The organism is Novosphingobium sp. PC22D, from assembly GCF_002556635.1.
Taxonomy (GTDB): Bacteria; Pseudomonadota; Alphaproteobacteria; order Sphingomonadales; family Sphingomonadaceae; genus Novosphingobium.
On record NZ_MWMO01000003.1, the window covers coordinates 327,984 to 342,907 of the forward strand.

15 protein-coding genes and 1 tRNA gene are annotated in these 14,924 nt (G+C 65.5%); 6 read left to right on the forward strand and 10 right to left on the reverse strand.

Annotation, left to right across the window (positions count from 1 at the left end; translation table 11 throughout):
• The first annotated feature begins 9 nt into the window (after positions 1–9).
• Positions 10–1,638, forward strand: coding sequence for a CTP synthase (locus B2G71_RS08235; protein ID WP_098105254.1), 1,629 nt, complete (start codon positions 10–12; stop codon positions 1,636–1,638).
• 354 nt (positions 1,639–1,992) lie between these two features.
• On the opposite strand, the gene B2G71_RS08240 is transcribed toward B2G71_RS08235, so the two are convergent.
• Positions 1,993–2,472 (reverse strand): Hsp20 family protein, encoded by a 480-nt coding sequence (locus B2G71_RS08240; protein ID WP_098105304.1) that lies wholly within the window; start codon positions 2,470–2,472, stop codon positions 1,993–1,995.
• A 182-nt stretch (positions 2,473–2,654) separates the two neighbouring features.
• Between B2G71_RS08240 and grxC the strand changes: the two genes are divergently transcribed.
• The 4 genes from grxC (at position 2,655) to B2G71_RS08260 (ending at position 4,418) form a co-directional block, all read left to right on the forward strand.
• Entirely contained in the window at positions 2,655–2,918 is a 264-nt protein-coding gene (gene grxC, locus B2G71_RS08245; RefSeq protein ID WP_098105255.1) for a glutaredoxin 3, read from the forward strand.
• A gap of 4 nt (positions 2,919–2,922) precedes the next feature.
• Positions 2,923–3,738 (forward strand): carbon-nitrogen hydrolase family protein, encoded by an 816-nt coding sequence (locus tag B2G71_RS08250; protein WP_098105256.1) that lies wholly within the window; start codon positions 2,923–2,925, stop codon positions 3,736–3,738.
• Between the two features lie 9 nt (positions 3,739–3,747).
• The gene (locus tag B2G71_RS08255; protein WP_098105257.1) at positions 3,748–4,263 is read left to right on the forward strand and encodes a DUF1178 family protein; all 516 of its coding nucleotides are present in this window, start codon (positions 3,748–3,750) and stop codon (positions 4,261–4,263) included.
• A gap of 78 nt (positions 4,264–4,341) precedes the next feature.
• Positions 4,342–4,418 (forward strand) — tRNA-Arg (locus B2G71_RS08260).
• A 135-nt stretch (positions 4,419–4,553) separates the two neighbouring features.
• Here the strand turns inward: B2G71_RS08260 and B2G71_RS08265 are convergent.
• From B2G71_RS08265 to B2G71_RS08305, 9 genes are read right to left on the reverse strand one after another with little or no spacing between them, the layout of a single operon-like run.
• The gene (locus tag B2G71_RS08265) at positions 4,554–6,149 is read right to left on the reverse strand and encodes a hypothetical protein (protein ID WP_098105258.1); all 1,596 of its coding nucleotides are present in this window, start codon (positions 6,147–6,149) and stop codon (positions 4,554–4,556) included.
• A 26-nt stretch (positions 6,150–6,175) separates the two neighbouring features.
• On the reverse strand, positions 6,176–7,255 hold the full coding sequence (locus B2G71_RS08270) for a chemotaxis response regulator protein-glutamate methylesterase (RefSeq protein WP_098105259.1): 1,080 nt from the start codon (positions 7,253–7,255) through the stop codon (positions 6,176–6,178).
• Entirely contained in the window at positions 7,252–8,154 is a 903-nt protein-coding gene (locus B2G71_RS08275) for a CheR family methyltransferase (protein ID WP_240530062.1), read from the reverse strand. The genes B2G71_RS08270 and B2G71_RS08275 overlap by 4 nt, the downstream gene beginning before the upstream one ends.
• A 9-nt stretch (positions 8,155–8,163) precedes the next feature.
• Positions 8,164–8,619: a chemotaxis protein CheW gene (locus B2G71_RS08280; RefSeq protein WP_098105260.1), complete on the reverse strand. Its 456-nt coding sequence runs from the start codon at positions 8,617–8,619 to the stop codon at positions 8,164–8,166.
• A 17-nt stretch (positions 8,620–8,636) separates the two neighbouring features.
• On the reverse strand, positions 8,637–10,304 hold the full coding sequence (locus B2G71_RS08285) for a methyl-accepting chemotaxis protein (RefSeq protein WP_098105261.1): 1,668 nt from the start codon (positions 10,302–10,304) through the stop codon (positions 8,637–8,639).
• A complete protein-coding gene (locus tag B2G71_RS08290) occupies positions 10,301–10,771 on the reverse strand; it encodes a chemotaxis protein CheW (RefSeq protein ID WP_098105262.1) in 471 nt (156 codons plus the stop codon). The genes B2G71_RS08285 and B2G71_RS08290 overlap by 4 nt, the downstream gene beginning before the upstream one ends.
• The gene (locus tag B2G71_RS08295) at positions 10,768–12,690 is read right to left on the reverse strand and encodes a chemotaxis protein CheA (RefSeq protein WP_098105263.1); all 1,923 of its coding nucleotides are present in this window, start codon (positions 12,688–12,690) and stop codon (positions 10,768–10,770) included. Before B2G71_RS08295 ends, B2G71_RS08290 begins: the two co-directional genes overlap by 4 nt.
• Positions 12,687–13,052 carry a response regulator gene (locus tag B2G71_RS08300; RefSeq protein ID WP_098105264.1) on the reverse strand — a complete coding sequence of 122 codons (366 nt, stop codon included), beginning with the start codon at positions 13,050–13,052 and terminating at the stop codon, positions 12,687–12,689. Before B2G71_RS08300 ends, B2G71_RS08295 begins: the two co-directional genes overlap by 4 nt.
• Positions 13,049–13,336, reverse strand: a complete 288-nt coding sequence (locus B2G71_RS08305) for a hypothetical protein (protein ID WP_098105265.1) — start codon at positions 13,334–13,336, stop codon at positions 13,049–13,051. Before B2G71_RS08305 ends, B2G71_RS08300 begins: the two co-directional genes overlap by 4 nt.
• 272 nt (positions 13,337–13,608) lie before the next feature.
• On the opposite strand from B2G71_RS08305, the gene B2G71_RS08310 reads away from it, so the two are divergent.
• Positions 13,609–14,841 (forward strand): amino acid permease, encoded by a 1,233-nt coding sequence (locus B2G71_RS08310; RefSeq protein WP_168176303.1) that lies wholly within the window; start codon positions 13,609–13,611, stop codon positions 14,839–14,841.
• Positions 14,842–14,924 lie beyond the last annotated feature (83 nt).

Consider the following 14,924-nt stretch of genomic DNA (forward strand, 5'->3'; position numbering starts at 1 on the left):
CCAACTCCCATGGCGCGGCATATTTTCATTACCGGCGGCGTGGTCTCCTCGCTTGGAAAGGGTCTGATGGCGGCAAGCCTCGCCGCGCTGCTTCAGGCGCGCGGCTACAAGGTCCGCATCCGCAAGTTCGACCCTTACCTCAACGTCGATCCGGGCACGATGAGCCCTTATCAGCATGGCGAGGTCTACGTCACCGACGACGGCGCCGAGACCGACCTCGATCTCGGCCACTATGAGCGCTTCACCGGCGTTCCCGCACGCCAGGCGGACAACATCACTTCGGGCCGCATCTATCGCGACATCATCGCCAAGGAGCGGCGCGGCGACTATCTGGGCGCGACCGTGCAGGTGATCCCGCACGTCACCGACGCGATCAAGACCTTCGCGCAGGCCGAGACCGAGGATCTCGATTTCGTACTCTGCGAGATCGGCGGCACCGTGGGCGACATCGAGGGCCTGCCCTTCATCGAGGCGCTGCGCCAGCTCAGGAACGAGCTTGGCCGCGAGAACACCTGCTTCGTCCACGTCACGCTGGTGCCCTACATCGCGGCGGCGGGCGAGCTGAAGACCAAGCCGACGCAGCACTCGGTGCGCGAACTGACTGGCCTGGGCATCCAGCCCGACATCCTGCTGTGCCGCTGCGAGCGGCTGCTGCCCGAAAGCGAGCGGGCCAAGATCGCGCTGTTCTGCAACGTACGCCGCGAGGCGGTGATTCCCGCGCTCGACGCGCCGAACATCTATTCGGTGCCGCTTCAGTATCATCACGAGGGGCTTGACGCCGAGGTTCTGCACCATTTCGGCATGGTCTCCGAGCCGCCGGTGCTCACGCGCTGGACCGACATCGTCGCGCGCTACGAGCAGCCCGAGGGCGAAGTGACGATCGGCGTGGTGGGCAAGTACGTCGGCCTGCCCGACGCCTACAAGTCGCTCAACGAAGCGCTCGTCCACGGCGGCCTCGCCAACAAGGTGAAGGTCAACATACGCTGGATCGACGCCGAGATCTTCGAGCGCGAGGATTCCGAGATCGCCGCGGCGCTCGAGCCGATGCACGGCATTCTCGTGCCCGGCGGCTTCGGCGAGCGCGGCACCGAGGGCAAGATCGCCAGCGTGCGCTTCGCGCGCGAGCGGCAGGTGCCGTTCTTCGGAATCTGCCTCGGCATGCAGATGGCCTGCATCGAAGGCGCGCGCGCGGCGGGCATCGCCAATGCCTCGTCGACCGAATTCGGCGCGACCGAAGAGCCGGTCGTGGGCATCATCACCGAATGGATGAGCGAAGCCGGCCTGCAGAAGCGCGCAGAGGGCGGCGACCTGGGCGGCACGATGCGGCTGGGCGCCTATCCCGCGCTGCTCTCGGCCAACAGCCACGTCGCCGCGATCTACGGCGGCACGGAGATATCCGAACGCCACCGCCACCGCTACGAAGTCAACGGCGCCTATCGCGAGGCACTCGAGCAGGACGGATTGATCTTCTCGGGCATGTCGCCCGATGGACTCCTGCCCGAAATCGTCGAACGTCCGGACCATCCCTGGTTCGTCGGCGTCCAGTTCCATCCCGAACTGAAGAGCAAGCCGTTCGACCCGCATCCCCTGTTCGCCGGCTTCATCGCCGCCTCGGTGCGCCAGGCCCGCCTCGTCTGACGTCCGGTCATCGGACCGACGTCCCAGGGTTCCGTGCGCACTTGTGCGCATATAGGGGAATGGTCTAGGTCGCGCTCCCCTTCCCGATGTTTGGGAATCGAAGATTCGTGGCCAAGATTATTCTTTTATGTTGCGGTGGAGTCAGACTAAACGGCAACAATTGATAGGATTGTGGCTTGCCCGAAGTGTGGCCGTCATTAGCGACCCGGACGGCTACATCGCGGGGCAGGCGGCGCGTCATGCGTCGCGGGGGTGGGCTTACACCGGCCCACCCCCAATTCGTTTTCCTGGATCAAGTATATACTTTGAGGGCCGGCCGACGGCGCGGCCCTCGCGTAAGTCAGCCGCGGACAATCAGGCCGCGGCGGATTCGTCGTCCGGGCCGTCTTCCGATTCGACGACGGACAGGCGATTGCCGCCGATCGCGATCTTCTTCGGCTTCATCGCCTCGGGCACTTCACGCACGAGATCGATGATGAGCAGGCCGTCGGCGAGCTCGGCGCCGTCTACGCGAACGTAGTCGGCCAGCTCGAAGCGCCGTTCGAAGCCGCGCTGGGCGATGCCGACATGCAGGAAGTCGCTATCGGCGCTCTCTTCGCCCTTGTTGCCCTTGATCACCAGCAGGTTGGCCTGCGCGGTGATGTCGATGTCGGCGGCCTTGAAGCCGGCGACGGCAAGCGTGATGCGATAGGCATCCTGGCCGCGGCGCTCGATGTTGAACGGCGGGTACTTGTCTCCGCCGCCCTGCGAGCGGGCCTGGTTTTCGAGCACGTCGAAGATGCGGTCGAAGCCGACCATCGAACGACGGTAGGGGGTAAGATCAAAACGGTTCATGACAAAAATCCTCCAATGAGCAATCTTCGTATCGCCGAAGCCCGGATCGACCGGCGCTTCGCTAAGCGTGCCATGCCCGTCGGGCCATGACACGGGAATCGAGATATGATAGCCCGCGCGACTTTCAAGAGCGTCCGACATCGCTATTTTAGTGAGCGCAACAAACCGGAGACATCAACGACATGGCCGCACCGCAGGTCGAGATCTACACCAAGTGGGGCTGTCCCTACTGCGTCGCAGCCAAGTCGCTGCTCGAGAAGAAGGGCGTCGCGTTCACCGAACACGACATCACCATGGGCGGCCCCAAGCGCCAGGAAATGCTCGAACGCGTTCCCGGCGCGGTGACCGTTCCGCAAGTCCTCGTCAACCAGCAGGCGCTGGGCGGGTTCGACGACATCAGCGCGCTCGATCGCGACGGCAAGCTTGACCCGCTGCTTGGGCTCTGATCGCATGTCCCGCGCCGCAGTGCTGCAGACGACGACGGGGATCGACCCGGACGCCAACGCTACCGCGCTCGTCGCGGCGATCGAAGAGGCCTCGGCCGGCGGTGCGGCGATGCTGTTCACGCCGGAGATGTCGGGCCTGCTCGACCGCGAGCGGTCGCGCGCCGCCGATGCGATCGCGCACGAGGCCGACGACCGCGTGCTTGCCGCCGTCCGCGACGCGGCGGCGCGGACCGGCCTCTGGGTCGCGCTCGGCTCGCTGGCGATCCGGCGCGAGGACGATCTCTGGGCCAACCGCGCCTTCGTGATCGACGGCGCTGGCGAAATCGCGGCGCGCTACGACAAGCTGCACATGTTTGACGTCGATCTCGACACTGGCGAGAGCTGGCGCGAATCGAATGCCTACGCGGCGGGCGAGGCGGTGGTGACGGCGCAGACGCCGCTCGGACGGCTGGGTCTGTCGATCTGCTACGACATCCGTTTTCCCGCGCTCTACGACGCGCTCGGGCGCGCCGGATGCGACCTGATCGCGATTCCCGCCGCCTTCACCGTCCGGACCGGTAAGGCGCACTGGCACGTCATGCAGCGCGCCCGCGCGATCGAGGCGACCGCCTGGGTCGTCGCGGCCGCGCAGGTTGGGCGGCACGAGGACGGGCGCGCGACCTACGGGCACAGCCTCGTCGTCGATCCTTGGGGCGAAGTCGCGCTCGACCTGGGCGGCGAATCCCAGGCCCTGGGCTTCGCCGAGATCGATCCGGCGCGCACGCAGGCGGTGCGCGCGCAACTGCCCAGTCTTGCCAATCGCCGCAAAATTCCCAACTAGGCCAGCGACATGATCGTATTCGACCTTGAGTGCCGCGCCGGCGGGCATCGCTTCGAAGGCTGGTTCGGCTCCACGCAGGACTACGAAAGGCAGCGCGGGCGCGGCCTGCTCTCGTGCCCCGAATGCGGTTCGGCAGACGTCGGCAAGGCGGTTACGGCGCCGCGCCTTGGGCGGAAGGGCAATCAGCTTGCCGGTGCCGCTCCCGAGGCGCCCGCATCGCGCGACGAGGCGCCGGGCAGGAGCCAAGGCGAAAGCGTATCGCATCCGGTCGCAAGCCGTCCGCTCCCTCCCGAAGCGCTCGAAATGATGCACAAGCTCGCCAAGCTGCAGGCCGAAACGCTGAAGTCCTCGCGCTATGTCGGCGACAAATTCGCCGAGGACGTTCGCGAGATGCACTACGGCGAGCGCGATCACGAAGTGATCCATGGTGAAGCGACGGCCGAGGAGGCCGCCGAGCTGATCGAAGAGGGGATCGCGGTCGCGCCCCTGCCGTTCCCGGTGATTCCCCCGGAAAAGGCCAACTGACCGCGCCCCGGCGCGCCCCGCCTGCTTTCGTGACGATTGCCAACCCGCCGCCGGCCTCTTAAGACCCCATCCGCGAGTGCGCCCGTAGCTCAGCAGGATAGAGCATCAGATTCCTAATCTGAGGGCCACAGGTTCGAATCCTGTCGGGCGCACCACAGCAAAGCTCTCCGAAAAGTTTCCGTTTCCCGGGGCTTTCCTGCTGGCTTGAAGCCCTTGGCACGAAGGTCGGGGGACCCGGCGGCCGTCGAGGCTTGCAAGGTTGCCGCGGGCGCCGCCGCATGCCCGCCGTCCTAGGCCGCCAACGCGCCGTCGGGCGTGTCCAAGTCCGGAAAGTGAGCGTCGAACAGCGCGCGCTCGCTTTGCATCGTAAGCTTTCCGCGAAACGCGATCAGATCGGACCGGCCGGCGTCGGACAGGGCGGACTGAAGCTTCCTTCCCGTATCCACTATCGGCTTGCTTCGGAATTCGTCTCTCAGGGACTCCAGGGAGGCGATGGCATGCGACATTGATTCCATGCACGCTTCGACATGCTTCGAACGCGCCGCCAAATGGGCCTGGACATGGTCGGCGAGCAGACCGGCCTCCTTGAAAGGTTCCAATGCGTTCGAACATCGGTGCGACTGATCGGCGAAATCAGACTCGGCTTCGCTATGGCCGCCTTCCTCCATTTCCAGAACGACCTTGCCGGCATCGCCATAGGCTTCCAGAACCGCGTTCGCACTTCGATCCATGTCCGCGAACATGCCGCGCAGTTGTTCCGCAACGACATTGAGCGCGGCGCCCCCGGAGCCGAGCCGGGCACAGCGAACCGTCGCGTTGAGACTGACGATATGCGCCTTGAACCCGAACTCGGACAATTCCTCCAGCCGCCGTTCGACCTGGGCCACGGCATCCCTCACTTCGTTGCGCAGCGTTCGCGAACGCTCGTGGGATTGGCCGCACTGAGAAAGAAGCGCGATCGTCGCATGGATCGCGCTGTGGATCGCCGCGATCGACGATTCGTTCAGGGCCCGGCCGTGGTCCCCGATCTGGACCAGGAGGCGGGCCACTTCGTCGGTTATCGCGCCGAGCCTTTGTCTCGCCAGCTTGACGTCCTGTTCGAACGCGTCGCTTGCGTCCTGGAGCAGGGCTTCGGCGAAATTGGAGATCGGATCGCCGCTGTCGGCGCCTTGCGACGCCAGTTCGCGCGCCATCTGGACATGTTCCAGCCTTTGACGCGTGGCATCACCGATCTGCATCAGCGGAATCAGCTCCGAGATCGACTTGCGCAGTTCCGCAAGGCCCGTTCCCACCTTGGCGGCGGCTTGCGAGGCGACGTTCCGGGCAAGATCGAGCGAGGAAAGATGCCTTTCGAGTTTCGCCAGATTTGCTTCGAGGTTACCGCCTTCGCCCCGCAGGAATGCAGTCTGTCCGTCGACTGCGGCGCTTAGCTGGACGGAAAGGAACTTTGCCGTCGAACCGAGCGATTCAATTCCGGTCTTCATGTGTCGGGAAAGTTCGGTGAGGTCTTCGGAAAAGACGCTCATGTCCTCTTCGGCATCGATGATCCCGGCTGCCACGACGCGGGCGTTCGTGACCAGCATCTCGGTCATGCGGATATCGTTGCGCAAATTCTGCAAGGGGGCGCAGGCCGACTTCTCGATCGCTACCAGACGCGCGAGAATCCTGCTCTCGTAGACCTGCCTGTCGATAAGCGCGCGGCTTGCGGCGGACATCAGCCCGAGTTCGACAAATCCCTGTTCCAGCGCCTCGTCGCCGAGGCGCTCGGCCAAGCCGCCAAACGACTGGCTCAATTCGCTGATCGCGGCATTGCACTCCGCCAAACCTTCGCCGAGCTTGCGGATCGCGGTTTCAATGCCCTGGGAAACGTGAGTGATCTGGTGCATGCGTTCTGTCTCTGGCCGCTGCGAATTCACGCTGCGGAATGGGCGTCAGCGAACTTGATCGCCGCGCGCGGGATGGCGTCCAATGCAAGCACCTCGCGCGCGGCTCCTCTCTCGATCGCTTCGCGCGGCATTCCGAAGACGACGCAGCTCGCTTCGTCCTGGGCGATGGTCCAGGCGCCGGCGTCGCGCATTTCCGACAGGCCGCGCGCGCCGTCGTCGCCCATGCCGGTGAGCAGAATACCCAGCGCGTTGCCTCCCGCCGCGCCGACCGCGGAACGGAACAGGACGTCGACCGAGGGGCGATGGCGGGAGACCGCGGGGCCGTCCACGAGCCGCGCGACGTAGTTCGCCCCTTGCCGCCGCAGGAGCATGTGGCGATTGCCCGGAGCGATCAGGACACGGCCCTGCGCGACCAGATCGCCGTCCTCGGCTTCCTTGACCTCCACCGCGCAAAGCTGGTCGAGGCGCCGGGCGAACGCGCCGGTGAAATTGGCGGGCATGTGCTGGACGATCGCCATTCCAGGCGCGTTCGCCGGCAGCTTGGCCAGCACGGCCCGGATCGCCTCGGTGCCGCCGGTCGAGGCGCCAAGGCAGATGACCGGTTCGGTGCGCTTGCCTTGCGGGCGCTCCAGGCCGAGGATGACGTTCGCATCGTTGCGCTGCTCGACCGTGAGGGGCGGCAATTCCCTGGGACGGCGACCTCCGACGCGGGCATGACTGGCCGCCCGCACCGCGTTGATGATCTGCAGACCGCATTCGGACAGTTGCTTCGGGCTTTCGGCGCGCGGCTTCGTGATCACTTCGACCGCCCCCGCCTCGAGAGCCGCCAGCGCTTCCGCGCTGCCGTCCCCGGCAATGCCCGAGCAGATCACCACGGGCAGGGGGTGTTGCGCCATCAGCCTGCGCAGGAACGTGATCCCGTCCATGCGAGGCATCTCGATGTCGAGTATGATGACGTCGGGAACCTCCTCGCGAATGCGCTTGGCGGCGATGAACGGGTCCGAAGCCGTGCCCATCAGCGAGAGGCCGGGCGCACCTTCGATGATCTGGGAAAGCACGGCCCTGACGGATGCCGAGTCATCTATGACGAGGACACGCGTGGTCATGGCTGCTCCTTTCGGAAAACGGCGGGATGCACCTGATTCAGGCCAAGGCCGCTCCCGACCGGCGCCTCGCTATGTCCGAGGATCAGGTAACCGCCCGTCCGCAATTGGGAAAGCACACGGCGGACGACCGCTTCCTGATCGTCGCGCTCGAAATAGATCAGGACGTTGCGCAGGAAGGCGACATCGAACTTGCCGTCGAGCGGGTAGCTGGAATCCATGAGATTCAGCCGCGTGAACCTGGCACGGCCGCGCAATTCCGGAACGATCCGGGCGGTCGGATTGCGCTTCCCGTCGAGCGGCTGAAGCAGGTAACGCTTGCGCAGCACATCCGGCACGGGCGCGAGAAATTCCAGCGGATATACCGCCCGCACCGCCGTCCGCAGGACGCTGGTGGATATGTCGGTTCCGAGCATCGTGAAGTCGAAACGCCGGCCGGATCGCACGATGTCGTCGAGGATCATGCCGGCCGACCACAGCTCGGCGCCGATCGACGACGCCACGCTCCAGACGCGTAGGACCGGATCGGTTTCATGCTTGCGCAAACGGAGCAATTCCGGGACCAGCATGTCGCGCAGGCAGTCGTAGTGGTCCGCTTCGCGGAAAAAGTCGGTCTTGTTGGTGGTGACCGCGTCAATGAGATGGATGAACTCTTCCGCGAGGCCGCCGCCCTCGAACACATAGGCGCAGTAGCTGGCGTGATCCTCGAAGCCCAAGGCGCGGATGCGCGATCGCATCCTGCCTTCCAGCATCGTTCGCTTCGAGGCCGGGAGCTTTATCCCGACCTCCTCGGTCAGGATCCCGGCCAGCCGAGCGAAGTCGGCCGGATGGAGGCCCGTGTCCATGCCGGCCGGCACCGCAGCGGCGGCGCCGTCGTCGGTGAAGGCAAGAGAGCTTTCCACCGGCAAACCTCAGGCCGCCCTCGCGAGCGATTCCAGGTCGGACGCATGGCTCAGCAGCTTCCTGAAATCGAGGACCGTGACGAGATTTCCGCCGCGCCGGCCGACGCCGGCGATGCAGTGGGACCAGGCGCTTCCGATCTTGGGAGCATCCTCGAGCCTGTCATCGTCGAGAGCGGCGACCTCGAAAACCCGGTCGGCGCGGATGCCGATGCACAAGCCGTCGAACCGCATCACGACGATCCGCGTGAAGTCGGTATCCTCGGAAGGCTCCATGCCGAGCGTCCGGCGCAGGTCGATCACGGGCACGGTTTGCCCCCTGAGATCGATCATCCCCAGAACGTTCGCCGGCGCCTGCGCGAGCATTGCGATCGGCTGCATGTCGAGGATCGCCTCGACGTGGTCGACCGGGGTCGCGAAGATTTCTCCCGCGACCCCGAGCGTGACATGCGGTGACAAGGCCGTCATGATGTCGACCCCCGTTGTCAGGCGGCTGCAGCGCGACGATACTGCTCGTCGAGAGCCGTATCTTCGCCAAGGTCGAGGTCGAAGCCGCCCGGCTGGGCCTTGCGGGTCATATGCGGCGCGGCCGCCAGCACCTTTTGCCGAAGCGACTTTTCCGCGGGCTTTCGCGCCTTGGTCACGGTCTTGCGACCCTCGAAGCCGTCCAGCTTGAAGAAGCCGATCGAGGCCGTCAGCGCCTCGGCCTGGCTGGCAAGCTCTTCGGCCGTCGACGACATCTCCTCGGCGGCGGCCGTATTCTGCTGCGTGACCTTGTCGAGCTGCTGGATCGCGAGGTTCACCTGGCTCGCGCCTGCGGCCTGTTCGCGGTTGCCCGCCGAAATCTCCGTGACGAGGTTCGCCGTCTGCGCGATCGCGGGCACCAGCTTGGCAAGCTGCTCGCCGGCTTCCTCGGCCGCCTTGACGGTCGAATCCGAGAGCGTGGAGATTTCTGTCGCCGCCGTGGCGCTACGCTCGGCGAGCTTGCGCACTTCCGCCGCCACGACCGCGAAGCCGCGGCCATGCTCGCCGGCACGGGCGGCTTCCACGGCCGCGTTGAGCGCCAGCAGGTCGGTCTGACGGGCAATCTCCTGCACCACGAGGATGCGGTCCGCGATGGTCTTCATCGCCTCGACGGCTTCGGCGACCGACTTGCCGCTGGCATCCGCCTGCGCGGCCGAATCCTTGGCGATCTCCTCGGTGCGGAGCGAGTTCTCGGCGCTCTGCTTGATGGTCGAGGCCATCTGTTCCATGGACGAGGATGCCTCTTCGGTCGAAGCCGCCTGCTCGGTTGCGCCCTGCGAGAGCTGTTCGGCCGTGGCTGACATCTCTTCGCTGCCCGAGGCGACGTTGCGCGACGCGTTGGTGACTTCGCCGACGACTTCGCGCAAGCGCGCCGTCATCTCGTTCAGGGCGTCGATGAGATCCTTGACCTCGTCGTTCGATTTGGCGGTCGCCGTCGCGTTGAGATCGCCTTCCGAAACCATGCGGGCGAGCGTGACGGCGGAATTCACGGCACGGGTGATCGACAGGACGATCCAGGTCGCGGCGACAAGGGCGATCAGCGTCGAGGCCGCGAGCAGGGCCAGCAGCATCGCGCGGCTGCCCTCGTACAAATCCGTCGCCATGGCGCTGGTGGCCTTGAGCTGCTCGGCATCGAGGTCAAGAATACGCTGGATCGCGTTGTCGGCTGCGGTGCGTATTTCCTGGCCGCGACCCGCGGTCAGGGCAAAGGCCTCGACGTTGTCGTTGTTGAGTGCGAGCCTGCGCACGTCCTGATGGATCTGAACGTAGCTGTCGAACTTCGAGCGAAGATCGATGACCATGGGCTTGCCTTCCGGAGACGCAATCTGCTGAAGCCGGTCGGTCATCTCGCGGATCGAAACGAGTTCCTTGTCCATTTCCGTCACGAGCTGCTGCATCACGGATTCATCGGTCGTGAGGATGAGATTGCGTTCGTCGCGCACGGCCATAAGCATCGTTTCCTTGATGCCGTGGGCCAGTTCGATGCGCGCGACGTTGTTCTCCATCGTGTCATCGAACGCTTCGTTCAGTTCGGCGAGCCGGGATATGGCCATCGCCATGCCCACGGCGGAAAGTATCAGGACGAAAGCGAATGCCAGCCCCAGTTTCAGTTTGATCGTAAGCCTCACGGCAGGACCCTTTCTTTCTCGATGAAGGAGCCTGCGGACTCGATCGCATTGAAGATCGCTTCCAGGCTCGGAATGATGATGAAATCGTCTTCGCGGACAAACACGCCGCGAACGTATTCGGTGGGCCACCGCATGCCCGAATTGGGCGGCGGCAACATATCGGCTGCCTCGAATTCACCCACGCCGACCACTTTGTCGGCGATGATGGCGATGGCGATCTGCTCGCCGGCGACATCGATTTCGAGAACGACGAACCGGGTGTTCTCGTCCGGCTCCGGACGGGGCAGATCGAAGATCACGCGAAGGTCGGCCAGCGGCACGATACGGCCTCGAACATTGATCAGTCCGCTTGCCGCCAGAGGCGCGCCGGGGACGTCGGTCACCGGAATGCGTTCGACGATCGAGCGGACGACTTCCGCGTCGATCGCGAAGGTTTCGTCGTGGAGGCGCAGGATAAGGTAGGTCATGCCGCCAGCTCCGCAGGTCTTTTCCGGTCCGCCTCGCCGGCTTCCACCTTGCCCCGGCTGACGAGGGCGGACGGGTCCAGGATGAGGGCGACGGCACCGTCGCCAAGGACGGTCGCGCCGGAGAAGGCGCCGGCTCGCGCGTGCAGTCGTGACAATTGCTTGATCACGGTCTGGCTGTTCCCGAGGATCTGGTCGACGACCAGGCCGACGCGGTTCTCCCCCGATGAGATGATGACAACCTTGGGATACGGGTCGGCCGGCGCTCGCGTGCCGAACAACTGCCGCAACCGGATATAAGGGACCAGCGTGCCGCGAATGTTGAGGAAGCTTCGGCCGCGCTCGGTTTCCGCGATATTGTCGTCGAGTTCGACGCACTCCTCCACGGCCGTGAGCGGAATGGTGAACTTGCCGTCGCCGACCCTCACGAGAATGCCGTCGATGATGGCCAGCGTGAGCGGGAGGTGCAGGCAGATGCGGGTTCCCTCGGCGGGACGCGAGGACACGGTGATATGGCCGTGCAGGGCTTCGATGGTTCGCTTGACCACGTCCATGCCCACGCCTCGGCCCGACAGGGCCGTGACTTCCCTGGCCGTCGAAAACCCAGGCTCGAAAATGAGCTGGTGAACTTCCTCTTCGCTCATTTCGCGATCGGCGGGAATGATCCCCGCCTCGATCGCTCGCGCCCGGATGCGCGCCACGTCGAGCCCGGCGCCGTCATCGCTGATGATCACGCGAACTTCCGTGCCGGAGCACGCTGCCTGCAGGCGGATCGTGCCTTGGCCGCCCTTGCCGGCCGTCAACCGCTGCGCGGTGGTTTCCAGGCCGTGATCGCAGGCGTTGCGGATCAGGTGGACCATCGGGTCGGCCAGTCTCTCGATGACCGTCTTGTCCAGTTCGGTATCCTCACCGTCCATGTCGAGAGCGATGTCCTTGCCGAGCTCGCAGGACAGGTCATGGACCAGGCGGCGGAACCGACCGAAGATCGTGCCGATCGGCACCATGCGGATTTCCATCGTCGTCTCGCGCATGCCGCTCGTCAGACGCTCGAAGTCCTCCGCCAGGGCCGAAAGCGACGGGTCCTTGAAAATGTTTGCCAATTGCGACAGGCGCGCCTGGGCCGTGACGAGTTCGCCGACCCGATCCATGAGTTCGTCGAGCCTTTCCGCCGACACGCGGATCGCCGGGGCGACGCCGTCCTGTCCGACACCGGCGGCCGGCCCGGAATCGGCCGCCTTCGGCGCATCGGCGTCGCTTTCACCCACAGGGTCGCGTCGGACGATCGACAACTCCATGTCGTCGCGGAGGAAAAGGAAAACGTCCTCTATGGCCTCGGTCGGATCGATGTGTTCGATCTCGGCTTCCCAGGCGAGGTGGAGCGCTTCGGGGTCAAGATCGGCAAGCGCAGGGACGTCGTCGGTGATCGCCGTGATCCTGGTCGGGCCGATCGCGCGGATTTCATCGAGCAGCAGCACGGGATTGGCACCGTTGGCCACCGCATCGCCCGCGAGCTTGAAGCGGACCGTCCAGGTCGATGCGCCGGCACCGGCGGCGGTACCCCCGGAGACGATCCGATCGAGTTCCGAAAGAATGCCCGCGCTGGCGGCATCGTCGCCGCCGTCGATCAATGCGCAGATGTTGTCGCGCGCGCGCAGGGCCAGGTTGACGAGTTCGGGCGTCACCTTGGCCTCGCCCTTGCGGACCCTGTCGAAAGCGGTTTCGAAAGCATGGACGAAGTCGGCAATGACCGTGAAGCCGAACATGGCGCCCGAGCCCTTGATCGTGTGCAAGGCGCGGAACACGCCGTCGATCAGCGAACCGCTGTCCGGAGACGCACTCAGATCCAGCAGGTCCTTTTCGAGCTGTTCAAGAAGGTCGTTCGCTTCGGCGCGAAACGTATCCTTCGGATCGACCGAACTCACGCGCCGGCGACCTTTGCCATGATCCGGAGCAACTGGCCCTGCTGGAACGGCTTCTGGATCCAGCCGGTCGCCCCGGCGCCCTTCGCCTGGGCCTTCATCGATTCGTCGGATTCGGTGGTCAGTAGGACCACCGGGACACCTCGCCCGGCGGGATGGCCGCGAAACGATCGCGTGAACTCGATCCCGTTCATCACCGGCATGTTGAGGTCCGTGAGAACCACGTCGACCTTGCGCTCCGTCGCGATCTTGAGCCCCTCGGCACCATCGGCGGCTTCGAGGACGTCGTATCCGGCTCCGCTCAGCGTCAGCGAGACGATCTGTCGGATCGAAGGCGAGTCATCGATGGTAAGAACCGTTGTCATTCCTTCACCTCAATTTGAAACGGAGCGGTAAGAGCGTCTTCGTCCCCGGCCCATAGTCCCAGGTGCTGGATTACTTCCGCGAATGGCGAGCCGGGCGTAACGAGCAGGCGCCGCGTCGGATTTTCTTTCGTCCAGGCAATCAGCAATTGGACGCCAAGCGAATCGATACTGCTGATTGGAGCCGTGTCGATGAAACGATCAACGTCATGATCAGCCGAAGCGAGCACAAGCTCGTCCTTGACGGCCGCGACCTCGCGAACCGTGAGGGTCTGCGCGACATGCATGTTTGGCAAAGTTGGAGGGCGCCTCGACTGGGGATGGTGGGCCGCCATTAGCGCCGAGGGCGTTGCCATGTTGCGACCGTCGGGCAGCGTACTTGACCGTAAGGTATTCCGTCCGTCGCGGCGCCCACCGCAAATTTACCATGACTGCACGGCCGAGGCGCTCGCGCCGCCGTTCGCCTGGGCTTGATCGCCGAACAGGGGCGCCTGCGTTCGGCCGCATGTCCGCGAAGATTCGCCCTGCAAGTGCGCGGGATATCGGGCATAGGGCCGGGATGCCCGCTCATGATGCTCCGTCACTCAAGCCCGCGCTGCCGAGATGGCAACTCGCCGTTTACGGTCTCGGCACGATCCTGGGCACGGGCATCTACGTCGTGGTCGGCAAGGTGGCGGGAGAGGCGGGGGCGCTGGCGCCTGTCTCGTTTCTCGTCGCGGCCGTGGCCGCCGCGCTCACCGCGCTGTCCTATGCCGAACTGAGCGCCCGCTTTCCCGAAAGCGGCGGATCGGCCGCCTTCATCGACCACGGCTTCGGCCGCCGCTGGCTGACGAGCGTGGCGGGCTGGGCGTTGATCGCGACCGGGCTCGTCTCGGCGGCGACCAGCGCGAACGGCTTTGCCGGTTACCTCGGCGTCTTCGTCGATCTGCCGCCCGCGATCGTCGTGCCGGCAGCGGTGCTCGCGCTGACGCTGGTCGCCGCCAAGGGCGTGGAGGAAGCGGCCTGGTTCATGCTGGTGACCACCGCGCTCGAGGTGCTGGGGCTGGTGATCGTGATCGTTTTCGCGGGCGGCGCGCTGAGCGGCTATCCCGAGGCGGCGCGAGACGCGCTCGCGGCCGGCAGTCCTGGCGCGCTTTCTGGCGGTATTCTGCTCGGCGCCGTGCTCGCCTTCTACGCGTTCATCGGCTTCGAGGATCTGGCGACACTGTCGGAGGAAGCGGACGACGCGCCGCGTGCCATGCCCTTCGCGATCGTCGTCTCGCTGACGTTGGCGCTGTGTTTCTATCTGGTCATCGCCGCGATCGCGGTCTCGGCGGTCGAGGTCGAGGCCTTGCGCGACAGCGAAGCGCCGCTCGCCGATGTCGTCGCCTCGAACGGTGGCCCGGCGCGCCTGCTCGCGATCATCGGGCTGGCGACGATCCTCAACGGCGCACTGGCGCAAATCGTGATGGCGGCGCGCGTCGTTCACGATCTCGGCGCGCGCCGCGGCGGCGCGCCCGCCTGGCTCGCCGCGATCCATCCCAGAACCCGCACGCCCGTCGCCGCGACGCTGCTGAGCGGCGCGATCGTCGTGGCGCTGGCGCTGGCCTTTCCGATCGCGACGCTCGCTGCGGGCACGAGCATCCTGATCCTGCTGATCTTCGCCGCCGCCTGCATCGCCCTGCTGCTGGTCAAGGCGCGAGGCGAGCCGGCCGGGGAGGGCGTGCGGACCTGGCCGGCCGCCGTCCCCGCGCTCGGCGCGCTCAGCTGCCTCGGCCTGGTCGCCGCGCAGACCCTCGCGGCGCTGGGTTAGGTCGTAGATCTGTAATTGCAGAGCTTGGCGGTGCCGATCCCTTGAGGGTTTCATGGATCTGTCCGCACTGGCCCGGCCGAAGC